Source organism: Roseiconus lacunae, from assembly GCF_008312935.1.
Taxonomy (GTDB): Bacteria; Planctomycetota; Planctomycetia; order Pirellulales; family Pirellulaceae; genus Stieleria; species Stieleria lacunae.
Map to the genome: position 1 here is coordinate 1 of NZ_VSZO01000028.1, position 17,901 is coordinate 17,901.

Here is a 17,901-nt window from a genome sequence, read left to right on the forward strand (position 1 = left end):
GATTGTCACGGACACGTCCCTGGGAAACGGGAATCGCACCCGCGCCGGTCAAGACTTCCCGCTCGGGTAGTCGGCCGTTCTTGACCACTTGGCGGCTGCCTTTGTGATCCCGCCGCCCTTCATTTTCTTGGATAAAGGCTTCGACCTCGGCATCGATCGCCGATTGCAGCATTCGCCTGGCCCCTTCCCGGATGATCTCATCGAGCGGGCTTTTCTGATCAAACTGAGCCCGGAAGGAAATCACTTCGGGATCGAGCTGTTCGTCCACTGGTGCGGCGTGCCGCTGTGTTTTAGTCTGGTTCATGGCGTGTCCTTGTGCCCGCGTTGGGCCGTTGAAGGGTGATAGTTTCAACAGGATACGCCGCCTTTTTTCATTCAATCAAGAACACGACTTTCGATCATATCTCCACAGCACACGTGCGTTTCTCACTCACCACCCTTTTCGGATCAGGCTACAGACCCGATCTACTTGTTCCGAACTCATTGCATCATGGAGCGGAAGGCAAACATATTTGCCTTCGACAGCATCCATATTCGGTGTCTCTGTGTCGCGAAACCGATTAAAAATTGAGTATCGATCATTCCGATAGTGAACTTGCCCGGATTCGACTCCCTGAGCCCGTAGTAACTGCTGAAACGCTTCGCGGCCTTCAACCATTGCGGTACATAGCCACGCGGCATTTTCGCATTCAGGCCGATTCTTCCCTAGCAGGCGAATTCCATCAATCCCCGACAATGAATCAAAATACTGCCGCAACAGATTTCGTCGGTGTTGGATGCGACTCTTTAGCTCTTCAAGACCAGCTAAACCCATTGCCGCTGCGATATCGGTCATCTGGTATTTGTAACCAAGCTCCGTAATGTCGTTTCCCCAAGTTCCGTTTTGCTTAGCTGATCGATCAATCCCAAACCAACGCATTCGACGCGCTCTGTCGGCAAGCTGCTCATTTCGCAAAACCAGCATCCCGCCGTCTCCGGTTGTAAAATGCTTGACCGCCTGAAACGAAAATGCCGAAAATGCTCCGAAACTTCCAACCGGTATGCCATTCTGAACGGCTCCAATACCTTGCGCTGCGTCTTCAATTAGAGGGACTTCAAGTTCATTCGCAAGCCTCACTAGCTGCGACATATCACAGCACAGCCCGCCATAATGAACGCATACGATCGCTTTTGTTCTCTCTGAAACGAGCGTTCGTACATGATTAAAATCGATGTTCAACGTATCTGGTTCAACATCGGCAAACCGAATCCTTGCATTGAGATAGAGAAGGGGGATGTTTGTTGCCGTACAAGTAAAAACTGGTACGATGACTTCGTCATCGGGTTGTATGTTCGACAGAACGTACGAAAGGTGCAATGCGTCGGTGCACGAACCGACCGCGACCGCCTCACCCTTGATCGAAAGCTCACGTTCAAACGCCTTTTCAAACTCTCTTACACGTGGTCCCTCACCGACCCAACGACTCCTGAGAACCTTTGTTACATTTTGAATTGCTTTTTCTGACACGACCGGATGAAATAACACGATATTATCACCTTCTGCTTCAAGTATCGCAGCGTCGCGTGTATTCTGAAACTTATGCATCGCATCTTTGTGCTTCGCCACAATACTTGTCCTTATTCATTTTTTGCAAACAGGAAAACCCCCACTTCTGCTATACCATCAGCAGCGACGAGAGGGTATAGGCGCGTCAGGGTCCAGTCAGAGGAATTGCGTACCAAATCCAGTTCGACAGTCGCTCCCGAGGATTCCGTGCGTTGTTCGCCTGCAGGGCTCGCCGCAACTTCACGCAGGGCATTAAGCGGAAGAATTAGGATCACACCGACATTCGCAATGGAGAAAGCCAATCGAATCGCATACGCGATCACTGGGCCAAATTGCGGATTTGCAACGACTATATCGGATCGAAGATTGTCCAATTCAACGCTTGGCACCGATATCTTCGTGATGTCTTTTTTGACGAATCTATATTCACAGGATTCGTTTTGTTGTAAAGACAACTGCTGGAAGCACCGAAGCCAGCGTTCGTTAACATCAACGCCAGAGACGCGCGTGATGCCAAGCGATGCCGAACAAGCCAGTGACAATGTCCCTATTCCACAGCAAAGATCGGTCATCGAATCGATCGTACCAACTTGCGAAAGCTCATCACAAAACGACTGACAGACAGCAACCGTCTCTAGGTCTTTTGTAAAAATTGCCCATTCTTCGCGATGTATGCCCTGCGACTGGTAGAGCCATTCCAGTTCGCGACTTACGGGCTCGCCCAACTTTGATTGCCCTGCCAAGCGACAAACTCGCTCTAGGTTTATCTCGCAGAAAGCGTCCTCTCGCACCGGCACATCGCAGTCAAGCACAGTGGGGATCAAAACATTCACATGCCGAATGCCAGACTCACCGCTTGACCCCCTACTCACGACTGTTGGCCCTGTCGACACCAAGATATCGCGAATGAACCAGTACAGTTGATCGCGGATTGTATAGCTTTAGTTCCGCAGAGGGACGGTAGTGAAGTGCATCGGAAATCCGCAAACCTTCCTTCATCGATAACGAAAGTGTAAGTGCTTCCTCATCCGATTCTGTCAGGAATTTCTTCGCGGAAATTGTTTCCTCGAATTCAACGATTTTTTCTAGATAGTCACTTCGCGTTGACATGTACTTTTCTTCATCGTGAAATCGCCAGAATATTGGCTTGTTCCGAAACACATAGAAGTAATTGGTGTATTCATAGCCCCTAAAGGAACGCCCATAGTGATACACAACGGAATCGCTGTTCACAACGCAACGAAAGCCTAGCCCGCGAAGTACGAACGAGATGTCGCTACTTTCGTAGTACATATCAAATATAGGGCACAACAGTCCAGATCGTAGAAGAGCGTCTGACCTGAAAATCGTTCCAACAATAGAGCAACTCGGAACCTCGGTTATCGACGATCGGTTATTTAGCTCGGTAATCGGAAAGCACGTACCATGCTCGTCATATCGGTGTCCAGCAGAGTAAAGCAATTCAGGCTCATCTGCTCGCATAGCAAGGCTCTGGCACTCTGCTACGTCCCTTGCATCTGGTGAATCCATATAGTCAACGAGCTGCTGCAAGTACCCGTCGGTAACCTTTACATCCTGATCCATCAATACAAAGTATTTGCATAAAAAATGCTTATAAGCAAACCTGATCGCTTCATTGTTTCCGCGACAATAGAGAAGATTCGTTGGCGATCTCAATATGGTTGCGTCTTCGTACCTTTCAAGAAGTGCTGACAGGGTTCCATCAACTGATCCATTGTCAAGGAAAACCACGTGGACGTGGTAGCCTTTGCACTTACTCAATTCAACTACGGTGTCGAGGAACTGATCAGAAACATATTGCTTACCGTTGTAGGTCAATACAATTATTGCTATTGATTCCATTTTTGAACTCACGAATCTTTCTTCCCCACAACGATCATTCGACTGCCATCTGGAACGTCAGAATCCCATTTGCTAGGTGTCCGAGAGTCGTAGGATGCATACGAATCACAAACCTTTAGCCCAGCAATTTTCGCGAGAGAGCAAAGTTCATAGAACGTGTAGTGGCGGATCGAATGCAATTCTGATGTTGAATTCAACTTTTTGCCATCGAGAAATAGTGAGATTGTCCCGACGTGATCCCATCGCTGGTGTGCTGGGAACAGCTCATGCTCGAAAGTGTGTTCAATACTGTACTCGCCTTGCCGGTACGTAAGCGTACGGACCTCTTGAAAACTCTTCAAAATCGAAAACGGGTTGAAAAGATCAATCACAAAACACCCGCTAGGCTTCAGGACGCGGCTAATTGCCTTCATCGCATTTTCCGCATCTTCTCGCCCCACGAGATAGTGAAAGACAGACAACATGCAGATCACAGAGTCGAAGCAGCCGTCTGGTTGTGTACTTAACGATGTAATGCTGTCCAAATCGAACGTTGGACTGATAGGCGAACCCGTATTCCGCGTTTTCGCATAGTCGATGTACACGGGGTTGGTGTCGATGCCGACGACCTCAAACCCTTGCAATGCCAACGGATGCGTAAGCCTTCCAACACCACACCCCGCATCCAGTACACGCGAGTTATTTTCAACCTTCATTTCACCAAAAACATGGAGCAGAAATGCAAGGCTTGCGTCGATGTCGGCCCCAAAAATTGTATCGCAGAATGGAAGAAGCCAGCGAATGTCATCGTCGCTACCGTGCTCTAATGTCATGGACAATTTCTGGTTACTTTCTGATTTATTTTGAAGTTTGCCATCGCGTTGAACGTTTGGACAAGGCTACCGAGTTGAGAGTTCCCTGTCCACCCTCGGGCAGGGTGTTGGCCGGCATGTTTGCTACGATCGCTAGCTATTCCTTTACCTCATTTCGCCAGACTTCACGGACGCTGACACAAGAACCCCAGCGCCCGCCGCACACCGGCTTTGATGATTCCCGGCACGTGTCGCCATTGCAGCGTCATGTAGGCGTCACCACGTCGGAGGACCGGCACACCGTTCATTGTGTCAACCGTGATGCCAGGGCAGCACGCCAAGCGGTTGTCGGCGTCGATGATTGATTGAACTTTCTGTTCGATAGTTTTGATGTTCATTGTGGGACTCGTTGTGGGAATCGGCAGTTTCGCTGCCGTGTGAATGTAAGTCTGAAAATCGTCGAACTGGCAACCTTCGGCACGCTCGATTTGTTTTCGGGGAACTTCCCCAAAATGACCCCTTGGGGGTGCGGGAATTACCGGGTTTTTGTGAGAACCGGTTAGAATGAGTGAGAATCGGTTGACACCTTGCGGATTCGTTTTACACTGCAAATAACGGTGCGAAACTCGATTTTCGTCTTCCCCAGAAACCGACTACGGAACCGAAGGTTAGAGGTTCGAATCCTCTGGGGTGTACTTCTAAAGCCAGTAGCCATAACGGTTTTTGGCTTTTTTCGTGTTTAGACCGAAATCGACCGAAAGAGGAATTCACAGGATTTCACAGAATCAGGTCCGTTCGGGTGATTCTTTTACGCCGACGCTCGGTCGGCACGCATAACCAATGCGTTAGCAAGTTCGACGATATCGTTCCATTGCTCTTGGGATCGAGCTAAGTCGAGCATCTCAATTAGCCGATCCGAAGGCTTCTCGTCGTAGCCATAGCGGCAGGCAACATCGACTGGCAAGCTGTTCAGGCACGATGCGTGAACTACCAAGTGCCAGCGTATGTTTCATTGCCTGCCGGCTTCGGCGACCCACGGTGGTTTTACTTCCTCGCGAGATGGAAGGTTTGTTCGAGCTGTCTGTCGGGATGATTTTGAAACGTCCCGCTTGACGGGCAAATCATAGAAGGCTGGCAGTTCCATTCAACAAAATGGAATCGCAGATGGCACCTCGATGCGCCGCATCGATTAAGGCACGCAGACTTTCTCATACGAATTCCGACAAGATACGTCTCCTGCCTTGCGATACCTTGGAAAACAAGACCGGACGAAGTGTCCGACGCAAAACGCCCTAATCGGAATGTTCCCGTGCCGTTCGGCTCGGGAGACAAGCAGTACCTTTGGCTCGCTTGGGCCGCTCTACGCTCTTGCCGATGCGCGTCGCGAGTATGCAGAGCGAGCAGCACGTGGAGAGCTGAGTCACCAGCAGGCAGCTTCCGTTGCTCGCCAGCACAGAGGAAAACCAAAGCAAAAGTCCCGGGGAACCAAACAGGTATTCTCCGCTGAAAACGGGATCAAGGTCACCGTGTCTACCGCCAAGATTGAGAACTACTTCGAAATTGAGCAGTCCTTGCTTGAGGCGTTTGAGGAAGTTCGGCACCGGATTAACAACCACGTACAGATGTTCTGGCGAGACTCAAGCCATCCGAAACGATCCGAAAAATGGCGAATATTGACAAATAACGTCAGTCGTGATATGCTTCTTTGATTACCTCAGGGAGACCTAGCCAGTGGCCAATTCACTCAACCTATCGCTCACAGACGAACTTCGCGCCTTCATCGACGAGAATTGTGGCGACGGCACGCTTTACGCGACTCCCAGCGAGTTCGTGCGCGATGTTCTGCGGCAAATGAAACTCAAGAAGGAAACCGCTGAAGCCCGCGACAGTATTCTTGCTGGTTACCGCGATGCAATCGAAGGTCGCACCGTGGACTTCGCAGGGGATCTTCGAAAGGCAATGAAGAAAGCCAAGTCGTGAGTTCCAAGAAACCCCGCAGACTCGCCCTCACCCATTCCGCCCTGGCGTCAATTAGCGATATTGAGCAGTACTCGATTGAGAACTGGGGCAAGAAAGTTGCTGCACGCTACATCGATGATCTCGAAGCTGGGCTCATCAGGATTCAAGAGCAGCCAGACCTGCTTCGCCCGCAACCGGAGTTTCACTCCGACCTCTGTTTCTACCGCGTCAACAAACACCTGCTTGTTTGCGATCTTCAGAAAGAATCGATCATCGTGCTGGCTGTGATCCACGCATCGCAAGACATACCAGAGCGTTTGGCGGAGCTTGAGCCAACCCTTGCAAAGGAAGTGGAGCTTCTCCACAAGAAGCTTGTTGCGGCTGCGCGCAAAAGGTAGGCTTCGTCGAGCAAATTTCCTCTGACAAGGAAACTCTGCGATGGAATTCTCACCAGATCCGTCAGCAAAATGGGCCGATTCCTCGGACGTTTTTCGGGAACCTCGTACTGCTTTTTCCTTACGTTGATGCTACTACTGGGCGGGCAGCGGACGATGGACGACAGCATTCTGATCGAGTTCATTCAGCACTTCGATGAAATACCGCTGTCCAACGACGACTTCGAGTTCCCCGACTTGCTGGGAGTGGCCTATGAGTACCTGATCAAGTACTTTGCCGACAGCGCCGGGAAGAAAGGTGGCGAGATTTATACGCCTGAGGAAGTCGTTCGCATGATGGTGCATGTGCTGGAACCACAGGCGGGCATGAGCGTTTGCGACCCTTGTGCCGGATCGGGCGGTATGATGATCCAATCACGGCAATATGTCGAAGAGGTTGGCGGCAATGCCCGAGACCTCTCGCTCGCTGGTCAGAAATTGAACGGCGGGACATGGGCCGTCTACAAGATGAACATGATCCTGTACGGAATTCGCAGCGCGGACATTCGGCAGGGCTGGCCCCTGACCACTCGAAATTGCGACTCTAAGTTGAGTCACGAAGTTGTCTCAAAGTCGTTGACACATTCCGCTGACGGGGATCTGCTATTATACCGAACAGGATCTCAAGCGAGCATTGCGATATGCACAGCTCAATCTCGGCATCTGGGGTGCAGACGAAGGAAACTATAAAGAGACCGTCGCGGTCGGCAACCAAGTCAAGGAAGCGGCCGAATCATTGGATCTGCCGGTGCATTGGAATGGCCAGTCAGAGTATCGGCCGATGATTTTGCTGAAACATTTTCGAGATTGAAAGTCGAATCCGGCTTCTAACATAGTTGCTCCTTAGAGGTTGACTTCCTCTTCCATCGCAGCCCGTCTTCAAATGTCATTCGAACATCGTCTACCGCCGGCTTACCTGAAGGCATTGAAGAACAGTGCGTCTTGGACAGTTTCCGTCCCTGCCGTTGGGAAACGTGAATGGAACATCGCATCCGCAGGGACAAAAAATCCGCTCCAGCTTGACAGACCACTCAACATCAATGGCAAGGTTGTCCCCTTCATCGACCAACTGGAAGTTTGGGCGCAGGGTTCGAGCAAATTGACCAAGCAATGGCCAAAGGAGATCGTTTCCGGTCTTTGCAGATGCCTCAGCATTGGTGACGACAATGGAGATGTGCTTTTCATCGGACCCGACCATGAATCGTTGTTTGTCCTGCACCATGATGGTCTGGAGATCGAAAGATTTTCTTTTACCGTTACGAGTCTTGCTCAGCTATTGTCAGAGTCTTCTCCGGCTGATTCGCGTTCCACCAGAGCTGACGCGCAGCCAAAGTCGTTCGTCGGCGTCTGGAAAAACTGCGACGAAGATTTGGGCGAGGAGTTGCTCCGATTGATGGAAGATGGGTCGGTGGTCAGGCAATTTGACGACGGCAGCTCGCATGTTGGAGTTTGGAAAGTGGAGCAGTGTCAATTGACACTGATTGTCGGCGAACCAGATCAGCCGCCTGAAACCGAGGCATACGAAATTGAGGCAATCTCGGATTCAACTCTTCAATTGTTTGATCAAGAGAGCAATTTTCGAGAGCGGTTTGAGAAAGCCGGGTGACCCCATCATTGGCCAGTTGGCTTGCAGCGAAGTTCTATCTCACTTCGGTGGAGCATCTGAGCCAAGCCTTCGATAAGCAGTGGTTTGTTCGCCTTACAACAACACGAGACTGAACCGACACTCGCGGATCGCCCCGATAGACAGCTTCGGCCGTCGGGCTCCGCCACTGATTCTTGCTGAAAACGAACAAGACATTGGTTCGATTGGTCATCAGACGCTTTCCCTTTGTTTCGCGTCATTTTTGGCATCAGGGAATTCCGAACCTTCAAATTCTTGTTGACCGGTCCATCCTAGTGTTGGAACCCAAACTCGAACGCGGCTTCGGTAACGCTCGTAATCGGAGCCGAACCTTTCCAGCAAGTCCTGCTCTTCCACGGGACGTACGAAAACATGCCACGCAACGATGCCAGTCAATGAATAGATAATGACCGGCACACTGCCGAGCAGCCAACCCACTGCAATACCCTGGAGGATGCCCGCAACGGCCATCGGATTTCGAACGAATCGGTAAGGCCCGGCAACCACCAACCGCGGTGCGGTCGCGGTCGGCAACGGTGTTCCACCGCCTAGCGTCACCATCGAGAGACCACTCCATAGGCCGAGACAGGACGCCAGCAGGAATAGACCTATAGACGCCTGCGTCTGGAAAGAATGTTCAAATCGGTTCCAGGTGATCGTCTCCTGAAGCTCAACGATTCCCATGGGCAGAATCCAGAGGAACGTTCCCCAAAAAATCACGATCTGCCCGAGGGTCGACAGCAATGAACCAACCCGATTCATTGACGTCACTCGAAATGCCGCGGGAGCATCGCCTTGCTTGCCCTGAATCGTAGCCATCGCAAGGGAAAGTACCGCCATGCTGGCCATCATCGCTGAAGCAATCCACGCTTCACCCGTTCTCATGCTTGTGGCGATGCAAACCAAAGTCGGATACCAACAGATCGCGGCAACGCTCCAAGCCGCTGTCGATGCCCAATTTCGTTGATGCCAAACGCTGAAAGCGACGATACACGAACCGCCTACGATCAGAGTGAAATCTGCGAGCCAAAAGGAGAGCAACACATCGTCTGGCCAACTCCGCGGATGGAACCATCCGATGCTTTGTGGATGTAGCCTCAATAGTGCCCACCAAGCCACGACTCCAATCGCTTGCAAAACACAATAGCCAGAAACGATTTGTCGTGGGTTCATCATTAGAGACAGATTTTAGAAGGCTTCCGGCTGGTTGCATCAGCGATGAGAATAAACTTCCCGGAGTTGTCAACGCACTGTAAAATCGATTGAATGTTAGAACCACGCGGTACCGAGAGAAACCATGGCTACTACGATCAATGCACCTCAACAGTGGGTGGAAAATATTGCCCTGCTTCGATTGCCAGAGCAAGCCGATCGACGCCTTCAGGAGTTGATGGACCGCAACAACGAGGGCCAATTGACGGAACAGGAAAGAGCGGATCTGGCAGCATTGGCCGAGCTAAGCGAGCAACTTTCGCTAGTCCGTGCGGAAGCTTTGCACCTTCTCGGCCGAAAACCGTAGTGGACTTGGAGCGGCCGACAATTCTCGATGGATAAAAGGGGAGCGGGGTTTTAAATGATTTTGACGACGCCTTTGAAGCTTTGTCGCTGGGATAAGCGTACCGGGCGTATCTGTCGACTCGAACACGAAGTCCAGCCCGGATCCGCTCCGGCGGTTCCGCCTTCGTCATAGCTGCTGACAATCCCCCCTTTCCCCTTTTTCATCACGCAATCTCGCCTTTCCACTTTTTCATCACGCTGTCTGCACCGCCCCAGCTGGCTCTAGTAATCTTTACTACTGAGCAACGCATTGATTTCGGCTTCCGTGTGAGAATGGTGCCGTTTATCGAACGTTCCGAAATACCGCAGCTTTGGTAAGTCAAGAAGTGGGCTGAGATCGCCGCTGACAATTTTTGTATCCATGATGACAAACTCCTCAAGCGCAGAACATCCGCTTAAGAATTCCAGGTTCTCAACGTCCGCACAGCGATCAAGTGTGATCTTTGCAACATTCGTCAGCTTTCCAAGCTGCCCCAAGTCCTCGATCTTTTTGCATTGCTCGAACTTCACGCGTTTCAAACTTCCGCCTGATAGACCGCTGATCGCAGCGATATTTTTGAGGTCGAAAAACCGGTGGAAAAACATTGCCTGCACGTGCTGATGCTGCTCTATCCCGGTGAGAGATATGATCGAGGAATGATTGATCTCCAGATGCTTAACGGATGGAATTACCGGTAGGCAGCTAAAATCAGAGGCTGGGCATTTGTATTTAAACAATGTGAGCTTTCCCAAATTCTTATTTCGCTCATCAACGCTAAGCGCAGGTGACCATTCAGCGCTTAGCTCACGCAATTTTGCGAATGTTCCCAGATCCGGCGGTTTTTTGTAGGTCTCAAGCGTCAGATACTCCAGACCGCTTAGATACTGCAGCCCGGCCAGATCAATCCCCTTCGCGCAGCTGATCGCCACAGCTGCGATGTTTGGATAGTCTTTTAAAAACGCAAGATTTTTTTCGGCATATCCTGCGGTCGCCGAAATATGAACGCCCGCTAAGTCACCGCCGGAAAGCCTGCTCAGGCAAGCCTCCCGATGATCCGACTGGATCGTAATCAATTCTCCGGCGGGGCAGTTGAAGATATTGGGTTGCCAGAGAGTCATGGGCGGTCCTTTTGACTAATGGTCAATGTTTACTCCGTCCTGAATCGTGTATGTACGACCAGGCGAATTGATTCGGTTTCGATTTGCAGCGTTGCCGATACCACCATCATTATCAATCCGGGCGGCCACATCCCTGAAAGCGTTACGACGAATGCTCGCAGACGTCCAACCCGTTGATTCGCGCGCAATCGGATTGTCAGGATTTTCTTTGCTGTGGCGTGCTCCTTCTCGTTTAGCAGCGACTTCTGAACGACGGCGTGGTCCTTTTCCATGATACCGCGACACCGCGTTCCATCTGAGAAGTTAATCGTGTAAGAGCCATGCTCGCTGGCGTTGTGAACAAGAAGCCCTCCAGCAGTCACGGGATAGACGCATTCCCTGAACGGATAAAAAGGGGAGCGGGGTTCTAAATGATTTTGACGACGCCTTTGAAGCTTTGTCGCTGGGATAGGCGTACTTGGCGTATCTGTCGACTCGAACACGAAGTCCAGCCCGGATCCGCTCCGGCGGCTCCGCCTTCGTCACAGCTGCTGACAATCCCCCCTTTCCCCTTTTTCATCACGCACAGCTGCTGACAATCCCCCCTTTCCCCTTTTTCATCACGGACCCGACCGCTCCGTCACCGAATGTAACTCTGCGATTAGGTTTCTATGTTGGTGCAGGTATTGGTCCACCACGTCGTGGTACGGGTACGGTTGGCCGGGAACGAATTCTTGTTCGTCTTCCAGGTAGCCGACGATGGGCACCCTTGCGCCACTTTCAAAGAAGAACGCGAAAAAGGGGAACGGGGTTTTAAAAGATACTTCGGGGAAGCCGCGGAAATATACGGTCAGCGGGCGACGCGTAAACTCGCCAGCGGATTCGATGTGGACAGGCGTGCTGCGACTTGGCGCGCACCCGCTGCCAGTGAGCAAGCCCTGCCCGGTCAAACGGCAGATGATAAAAGTACTTCAAGACGACGACTTCCACACCAACCGACACGTCGAAACAGTTCCCTTCGACCTAGCCGACAGGCCACTACGGACAGACGACGCCTTTGGCTTTGTCGCTGGGATAAGCGTACCTGGCGTATCTGTCGACTCGAACGCGAAGCCCAGCCCGGATCGGCCCCTGGGTTTCGACTTCGTCATAACTGCTGACAACAAACCCCTCTCCCCCTTTGTTCTCACGCAACTTGCAAGAGTGCAGTCTGTAACTTGGATGGCGGAGGTGCGCTGAGATGATGCCGTGATTCCGGGCGCGTCACCACCTCAGAGTACCCAGAGTCTTTTCGGCTACCGCCAGGAAGGACGCGGGCAAGCCAGTTGCCGCATGAGAACATTCCGGCTATCCGCTCGCTATTCGGCAAGTCAACACACCAGCGATTGCGAGTTTCGACCGAATGTCACGCTGTTTCTGCGGCAGCATGCGCTGCAGCAAAACCAGATTCGGATCTTCAGTGATCATGCACGACGACCTCGTTCCCGTTTCGCGTCGACAATGCTCTCCAAATTGTTAGGTCAACCGAATCAGTTATGAAATTTACTGAACCATCGACTCTTAGACTGTTCACTCCTCCGTAATGATGGCTCCGCGCTGTCTTCCAACCGAACGGTGTGTAAACCTTCGAGAATCCGCCCCCTAAGAAAGGACTTATACAATCCGGGTAATGAGAATTTGGGGTATAGTAGTGATTGTAAAGCCCATTTCGATATTCGCCATTTGCCCACGAGAATCCACGGGGATCGGTGTAATTCCAAGTTGGTGCGTTCTCGCAAGCTTGATCGCTTATTGGGGCGGAAAACGTGAAGCGATATCCGTATCTTGGGTCTCGGAATTTTGGCCCTGCAACCCCCAGAAGACTTTCTGAGGCAGCGAGAGTGTTCGATGCTCCATCGAGGACATCTTGAAAGCCCGTTTTAGAGTTCACAAAAAAAACACCATCGGTGTCGAAAGGGGTGCCGCCACCCATTCCAGTGCCTGTACACATGCCATAGTTGATCGGAGCGAAGCTTTGATGTAATTCGCGATAGCTATCGCTTGGGCAAAGAAAAACTGGAACTAAAGTCCTAACACCTTCAATGTTTTCAGGGGTTATGCCAAATCCTGAAGTGTACAAGGGTTTGTCAAGGTTTAGCTTCGCGTCAATATTGGACTGCTCGAGATAAGGCGTCAGCAGCGCAAAGGCCGACCAACGATAAAAGGTCCAGGGCGTTGTTGGTGAGCCAGGATACTCTTTCGCGACGCTACCGACGGGAAAACGGCGAAACGCTGCGTGGTGATTCTGAATAGCGATTCCTATTTGCTTGAAGTTATTGCTGCAGGCCATACGTCGAGCAGCTTCGCGAGCTGCTTGAACGGCAGGAAGTAGCAGGCCAATCAAAATGGCAATGACACCAATCACAACTAACAATTCGACCAAACTAAACGCTGGGCGATTGATCAGCCCAATTTCGCTTAGAGAAGCTCTCGATTCGTGAGCTTTCACGATGGCTTGACTCCGCTTCAATCTTGTCGTCGTTGCCCTTGGTTCGATCGTTACAAGCGATTCAAATCCAATTAGATACTACGTCGATTACGGCGATTTGAAATCGCATAAACGGCTCCAAAAGCCAGCAGCGTGAAAAACCCTGGTTCTGGGATGGCAGTAACAAACACCACGCTGCTTAAAGCATTGGAGCCAGCAGCAAATGTCTCAAGCAAATTACCGTCCACATCGTACATAAAGAGCCCACCGCGTTCTCCACCAGGATCACTGGGGTTTGACCGGCCTAGGGCAGCGACTAGCAAATTGCCTTGGGGATCGAACGTGATGCCACCCGGACTGGTTCCGATCGAGCTTCCGTTGCCGGTGCTGTTGATCATCTCGGCGCTGATATCAAATGTACCGAGAATATTCCCGTCTTCATCATACCGAAAAACGCTGTCAGAAAATCCGAGTCCGTGGCCGATGAAAACATTACCTGACGAATCCGTCGCAATTTGGGCCGATGCTGCTGGATTGTTTGCGAACAATGTCGTGTTTTCCCCATCGTACTCATATACGCCCGAACCTGCGGTGGAGATCAGTACGTTTCCATTTCCAAGGAAGCCCACGCCTGACGTGGGACCAGCCGGAGTTGCTATTAAGCCAAGTTGATTCGTCAGCGTTGAATCGTAGATGCGTATATTGCTGGATGCAAAATCGCTTATATAGACATCGCCGTTTGACGCTATCGACAACCCACCGGGGCCGATCCCGAGCGAGCTAAACCCCAAGAGCGAACCGGTCTGCGCATTGAAGCGATAAACGCCACCGTGATTTAGAGCACTGGCGTAAAGGGTATTTTCCGATTGGCTGTACGCAAGCCCGGATAGTCCAGGATTACCAGCGACAAAAGCTAATGTGGATTCGGTCTTCGTCGTTTCATCGAACGATTGAATTCGTCCCGTAAAAAATTCACTCACAACGATTGCCGCCTGAACACGCCTGCTATCTGGGCACGTCAATAAGCAAGACGTAAATACCAAAAGAATAGTCGGTGTTTTCATAGTGGCTATCGAGTTGCATGGACCATCATCGCTCCGACATTCTGACGAACGTCCGAATGTAAGTCAACTAGCAAGCTGAAAAGCAGGCATGCAAACTTGTGGAGTTTGATGAACTAGCCGGTCACCCACCGACTAAGGTTATATCTCCTACGAACCAGCTGCTCGGCAGGACAATAGCCGGCGATACCGACTTGGCGGCGACGCTGCCTCACGTGTAGAAAGCTGAGCACACAGAATCAGTTTGCGGGGACCGCCCAGGAAAACGCAGCCAAAGTATAGGTCGCGTGAAAAATCGCCGAGCCCTCCACCAACTTCTTGGCAAATCGGTCCATCAGCGATTGCGGGAGCTGGTGAACGAATTTGTAGTTTATGCAAGATCGGCCGACAAATTTTACGAAGCCGCGTCGGGCTTCACTTCGCTCGACACGCTGCGACTGGCTCCCAGACGCTTCAAATTTAGCGAGCCGCCTTTCAACAGCATCTCGTCGATTGCACTGTCGATGTCGTCGCGGTTGATCACCCTGGCTCCCGCTCGCTGAAGGTGACACTGGACCACTCGCCGCATCAATTCCTTGATGGGACAGCGCTCAGCGAACGCAAAAAAGGGGAGCGGGGTTTTAAAGACAGATAAAAAGGGGAGCGGGGTTCTAAATGATTCTGACGACGCCTTTGAAGCTGTGTCGCTGGGATAGACGTACTTGGCGTATCTGTCGACTCGAACACGAAGTCCAGCCCGGATCCGCTTCGGCGGCTCCGCCTTCGTCACAGCTGCTGACAATCCCCCCTTTCCCCTTTTTCATCACGGACCCGACCGCTCCGTCACCGAATGTAACTCTGCGACTAGGTCTCTATGTTGGTGCAGGTATTGGTCCACCACGTCGTGGTACGGGTACGGTTGGCCAGGAACGAATCCTTGTTCGTCTTCCAGGTAGCCGACGATGGGCACCCTTGCGCCACTTTCAAAGAAGGCTTCGGAGTCGAGTTCCGTCAGAATGTCTGTCCATCGCATCGACAATTCATGCGGCATCGATTGGTATCGGAACGCCCTGAGTGTCTCGTGGTCAACCGGCAAACCCCGGCTGAGCAGCTGCGCACGCTGTTTCTTAAGCTCTTGAAACGCTCGATTTCGCCGGAAGTAACAAAACAAGACAGGGGAAAGGATTGCAGTGACCAAAACGGTGAGCAGCACCCACCAGCCCACTCCTGTTTTTCGTTTCGTCATCTGGGCTGGTTGCGTATCCAAAGAATCTTTCGCTCGCGGCGGCGGACCATCCGTTCGCTAGCTGTCACGCGGCCACTAGGGTGCGTCCGAGGTAATCATACTCTTTTGCTCGGCGGCCTTCTTGCGCCATTTCGTCGATTCGTTCAGGTCTCCGGCGGTCGCGAAGGCGTCGGCGACGATGGTGTAGGCTTCGGCCAGTAGCTTGGGATCCTTTTGGTTTTTGCCTTCGCGGAAGGTCTTGGCGAATTCATCCATCTTCTTGCGTACTTCCGGCAGTGCACAAATTCTTCGGCCTTCGCGTGTGGAGCAGCCGAAGACGACGCCGGCCAGTTTGTCCCACTCGCCCAAGCGATCCGTTCCTTTCCGCTGGACCGTCAGCGTGATTTCGGAACGTTCACCGGGGACCATTTCGATTTTGGTGTATCGACGCCCCAGGAATGCCGGCATCTCGTAGCGATCGTCTCGGATGCCCAGGCTTTGCTTGCCCTTGGGCAGCATCAGCGTGGCTTGACCGTTATCGTCGGTTTGGGCGGAAAACGGAAATCCATATTCTTCGTTGGTAAATTCGCGGTAGTCTCGTTTGCGATTGCGGACGCGAATCATGTCTTCGCCTCGCATCAACGTGTCACAGTAAACTTGCGATCCGCCATTCCACCATTGGATGTTTGGCCATGAATCGATCAGGACGCCCTCGATCGGTTCACCTTCTTCATCCACAACGCCAACATCACAAGGCACCAACGCTTCCATTGACAAGATCACCGGACCCTTTTCATCCGGGCGAATCACTTGTGCTCTCAAGTAGGGATCCGGGTTTCGCGGATTGGTGACCTCCGCCGGTGCTTTGCCGGACACTCCGATGTATCCATCGCAGATCCCCGCCAATTGGATCGCTTCCCCCGTCGGCCACACTGGGATCACAAAGTCGCCGTCTTCGGACACCGCGCTCCAAGAAACGAAACCGGCTCGGTCGTGGTTGACTGACGGATCCAGTGTCCAGCAGACCACGCGACCATTGCGGATCGGGCGCGGCACCGACGGATCCAATTGCCCTTTGATCGGGACGACCGGGTTCAGTTCCACAGAGATCTCGTTGCGGCCGTCGGCATTCAAGTTCGCGTCGACGATTCGGCTGGCGTGGGTGATCTGGCCGTCTTCGACCCGCATCAGCAACACACTCGCATCGCCGGTTTTCATCGACGGGAATTTCAAAGTCTCCGAATCGACCGCTTCCATTACACCGGGGTCTCTCCAACTGCGACTGTCGGACCAGTTGGCAACGATCAATTGAGGGTCGGCCGGCTTGCCGTCAATCATTGGGCGAACGAACAGATCCGCACCTTGCTTGAGCACCACCGGATCGGCGGTATTTGGATCGTGCGGAAGATCAAGGTGTATCGCACCTTCAAGGACATAGTCGCGATGGTCCACCCGGACAGAGACCCCGATGGTCTTGGTTTGCTCAGCGACATTGCGAAACATCGGGTACTTCACGATCGCGATGCCATCTTCGTCGGTCTGCGACGTTTCGGGCTTGGTTTCCGAGCGGTCGTCGCCGTCACTTTTCCAGCTGCCGTGACCTTGGGCGCTGCGCAGCGCCCAAGGCGTCACGTGTGCGCCGGCGATTGGACTCCCAACTTCGTCGACCACACGCAGTTGGAGCGTTTCCGTCGTCTGGAAGACGGGCCCGGAGGAGTCGCCGAGCAACGAGAGCGAGAAGTCGTCGGCTGAGCCTTGCGCCGCGGCGGGGCTGACGACGACCGCCAGGATACACATGAATCCGAAACCGACCGAAAATCTCATCGAATCGCCCCCCCTGATTGATTTTGGGAAATAGGAACATTGATCCGAACGGGTTAAAGCCCTGCGAATCGGTGTACTAGCAAGATGGTTCGGTTGTATCCCCTCTGCATAGCGGCTGTCAAGCAATTTGTTGGCCCCTTCGACCAAGGACGGCGGTTGCAGACCGTACGCCGGCCCTTCTGGGCGGGCGCTGCCCAGTTCACCAGCCACCGGGATGCTGGGAATTGCCAGGGGAAATAAGACCAATGGGACACATGCGACGTATAGGTCCTATCGGTCGCATAGGTCCTATTGCAGCGTTGTCTGTGCCGGGGTGGCCGCCTGCGGCAGCCCACGCCCGCCCGGAAGGGCCGGCGTACAACAGAAACCAGCGCGCATAAAAAAAGCCCTTTGGTTTGAAAACCAAAGGGCTTTTAAAAAAATGGCGAGACCTACTTTCACGCTGGTGGGCACTATCATCGGCTCGGAAAGCTTAACTGCTGTGTTCGGGATGG

Annotated in this window: 20 protein-coding genes and 2 pseudogenes; 6 read left to right on the forward strand and 16 right to left on the reverse strand. The window is 52.3% G+C overall.

The window, feature by feature from the left end:
• From FYC48_RS22045 to FYC48_RS22070, 7 genes and pseudogenes are all read right to left on the reverse strand, one after another.
• A pseudogene (locus tag FYC48_RS22045) lies at positions 1-304 on the reverse strand (IS256 family transposase); the annotation flags it as partial.
• A 126-nt stretch (positions 305-430) separates the two neighbouring features.
• On the reverse strand, positions 431-1,606 hold the full coding sequence (locus tag FYC48_RS22050; RefSeq protein ID WP_200836674.1) for a DegT/DnrJ/EryC1/StrS family aminotransferase: 1,176 nt from the start codon (positions 1,604-1,606) through the stop codon (positions 431-433).
• Between the two features lie 11 nt (positions 1,607-1,617).
• On the reverse strand, positions 1,618-2,379 hold the full coding sequence (locus FYC48_RS22055; protein WP_160149699.1) for a methyltransferase domain-containing protein: 762 nt from the start codon (positions 2,377-2,379) through the stop codon (positions 1,618-1,620).
• A gap of 31 nt (positions 2,380-2,410) precedes the next feature.
• Positions 2,411-2,857, reverse strand: a complete 447-nt coding sequence (locus FYC48_RS28840; RefSeq protein ID WP_390622158.1) for a glycosyltransferase family 2 protein — start codon at positions 2,855-2,857, stop codon at positions 2,411-2,413.
• A gap of 204 nt (positions 2,858-3,061) precedes the next feature.
• Positions 3,062-3,409 (reverse strand): annotated as a pseudogene (locus FYC48_RS28845) (glycosyltransferase family 2 protein); the annotation flags it as partial.
• A gap of 8 nt (positions 3,410-3,417) precedes the next feature.
• Positions 3,418-4,221 (reverse strand): class I SAM-dependent methyltransferase, encoded by an 804-nt coding sequence (locus FYC48_RS22065; protein WP_149498968.1) that lies wholly within the window; start codon positions 4,219-4,221, stop codon positions 3,418-3,420.
• 164 nt (positions 4,222-4,385) lie between these two features.
• The gene (locus FYC48_RS22070; protein ID WP_149498969.1) at positions 4,386-4,598 is read right to left on the reverse strand and encodes a hypothetical protein; all 213 of its coding nucleotides are present in this window, start codon (positions 4,596-4,598) and stop codon (positions 4,386-4,388) included.
• Between the two features lie 1,333 nt (positions 4,599-5,931).
• Between FYC48_RS22070 and FYC48_RS22075 the strand changes: the two genes are divergently transcribed.
• The 5 genes from FYC48_RS22075 to FYC48_RS22090 all read left to right on the forward strand — a co-directional run bounded on the left by FYC48_RS22075 (position 5,932) and on the right by FYC48_RS22090 (position 8,199).
• Positions 5,932-6,180, forward strand: a complete 249-nt coding sequence (locus FYC48_RS22075) for a ribbon-helix-helix domain-containing protein (RefSeq protein WP_149498970.1) — start codon at positions 5,932-5,934, stop codon at positions 6,178-6,180.
• The gene (locus FYC48_RS22080) at positions 6,177-6,557 is read left to right on the forward strand and encodes a type II toxin-antitoxin system RelE/ParE family toxin (RefSeq protein WP_149498971.1); all 381 of its coding nucleotides are present in this window, start codon (positions 6,177-6,179) and stop codon (positions 6,555-6,557) included. Before FYC48_RS22075 ends, FYC48_RS22080 begins: the two co-directional genes overlap by 4 nt.
• Positions 6,558-6,626: 69 nt before the next feature.
• The gene (locus tag FYC48_RS22085) at positions 6,627-7,283 is read left to right on the forward strand and encodes an HsdM family class I SAM-dependent methyltransferase (RefSeq protein WP_149498972.1); all 657 of its coding nucleotides are present in this window, start codon (positions 6,627-6,629) and stop codon (positions 7,281-7,283) included.
• Complete coding sequence (locus FYC48_RS28850) at positions 7,228-7,404, forward strand: hypothetical protein (RefSeq protein ID WP_390622157.1); 177 nt, start codon at positions 7,228-7,230, stop codon at positions 7,402-7,404. Before FYC48_RS22085 ends, FYC48_RS28850 begins: the two co-directional genes overlap by 56 nt.
• A gap of 72 nt (positions 7,405-7,476) precedes the next feature.
• The gene (locus tag FYC48_RS22090) at positions 7,477-8,199 is read left to right on the forward strand and encodes a hypothetical protein (protein WP_149498973.1); all 723 of its coding nucleotides are present in this window, start codon (positions 7,477-7,479) and stop codon (positions 8,197-8,199) included.
• 210 nt (positions 8,200-8,409) lie between these two features.
• Here the strand turns inward: FYC48_RS22090 and FYC48_RS22100 are convergent, their stop codons facing one another.
• On the reverse strand, positions 8,410-9,390 hold the full coding sequence (locus FYC48_RS22100; protein ID WP_149498979.1) for a methyltransferase family protein: 981 nt from the start codon (positions 9,388-9,390) through the stop codon (positions 8,410-8,412).
• Between the two features lie 124 nt (positions 9,391-9,514).
• Between FYC48_RS22100 and FYC48_RS22105 the strand changes: the two genes are divergently transcribed.
• Complete coding sequence (locus FYC48_RS22105; RefSeq protein WP_145284834.1) at positions 9,515-9,736, forward strand: hypothetical protein; 222 nt, start codon at positions 9,515-9,517, stop codon at positions 9,734-9,736.
• A 50-nt stretch (positions 9,737-9,786) separates the two neighbouring features.
• On the opposite strand, the gene FYC48_RS27925 is transcribed toward FYC48_RS22105, so the two are convergent.
• The 8 genes from FYC48_RS27925 to FYC48_RS28475 form a co-directional block, all read right to left on the reverse strand.
• The gene (locus FYC48_RS27925; protein ID WP_160149700.1) at positions 9,787-9,939 is read right to left on the reverse strand and encodes a hypothetical protein; all 153 of its coding nucleotides are present in this window, start codon (positions 9,937-9,939) and stop codon (positions 9,787-9,789) included.
• A gap of 57 nt (positions 9,940-9,996) precedes the next feature.
• On the reverse strand, positions 9,997-10,872 hold the full coding sequence (locus FYC48_RS22110; RefSeq protein ID WP_149498974.1) for a hypothetical protein: 876 nt from the start codon (positions 10,870-10,872) through the stop codon (positions 9,997-9,999).
• A gap of 1,435 nt (positions 10,873-12,307) precedes the next feature.
• Complete coding sequence (locus FYC48_RS22115; protein WP_200836675.1) at positions 12,308-13,339, reverse strand: DUF1559 domain-containing protein; 1,032 nt, start codon at positions 13,337-13,339, stop codon at positions 12,308-12,310.
• A 71-nt stretch (positions 13,340-13,410) separates the two neighbouring features.
• Positions 13,411-14,382: an NHL repeat-containing protein gene (locus tag FYC48_RS22120; protein ID WP_149498975.1), complete on the reverse strand. Its 972-nt coding sequence runs from the start codon at positions 14,380-14,382 to the stop codon at positions 13,411-13,413.
• 391 nt (positions 14,383-14,773) lie between these two features.
• Positions 14,774-14,947 (reverse strand): hypothetical protein, encoded by a 174-nt coding sequence (locus tag FYC48_RS27930; protein ID WP_160149701.1) that lies wholly within the window; start codon positions 14,945-14,947, stop codon positions 14,774-14,776.
• A 234-nt stretch (positions 14,948-15,181) separates the two neighbouring features.
• Positions 15,182-15,604 carry a hypothetical protein gene (locus FYC48_RS22125; RefSeq protein WP_149498976.1) on the reverse strand — a complete coding sequence of 141 codons (423 nt, stop codon included), beginning with the start codon at positions 15,602-15,604 and terminating at the stop codon, positions 15,182-15,184.
• 75 nt (positions 15,605-15,679) lie between these two features.
• Positions 15,680-17,407: an Ig-like domain-containing protein gene (locus FYC48_RS22130; RefSeq protein WP_149498977.1), complete on the reverse strand. Its 1,728-nt coding sequence runs from the start codon at positions 17,405-17,407 to the stop codon at positions 15,680-15,682.
• 288 nt (positions 17,408-17,695) lie between these two features.
• The coding region (locus FYC48_RS28475) for a hypothetical protein (RefSeq protein WP_235034368.1) at positions 17,696-17,901 on the reverse strand (206 nt) is incomplete at its 5' end.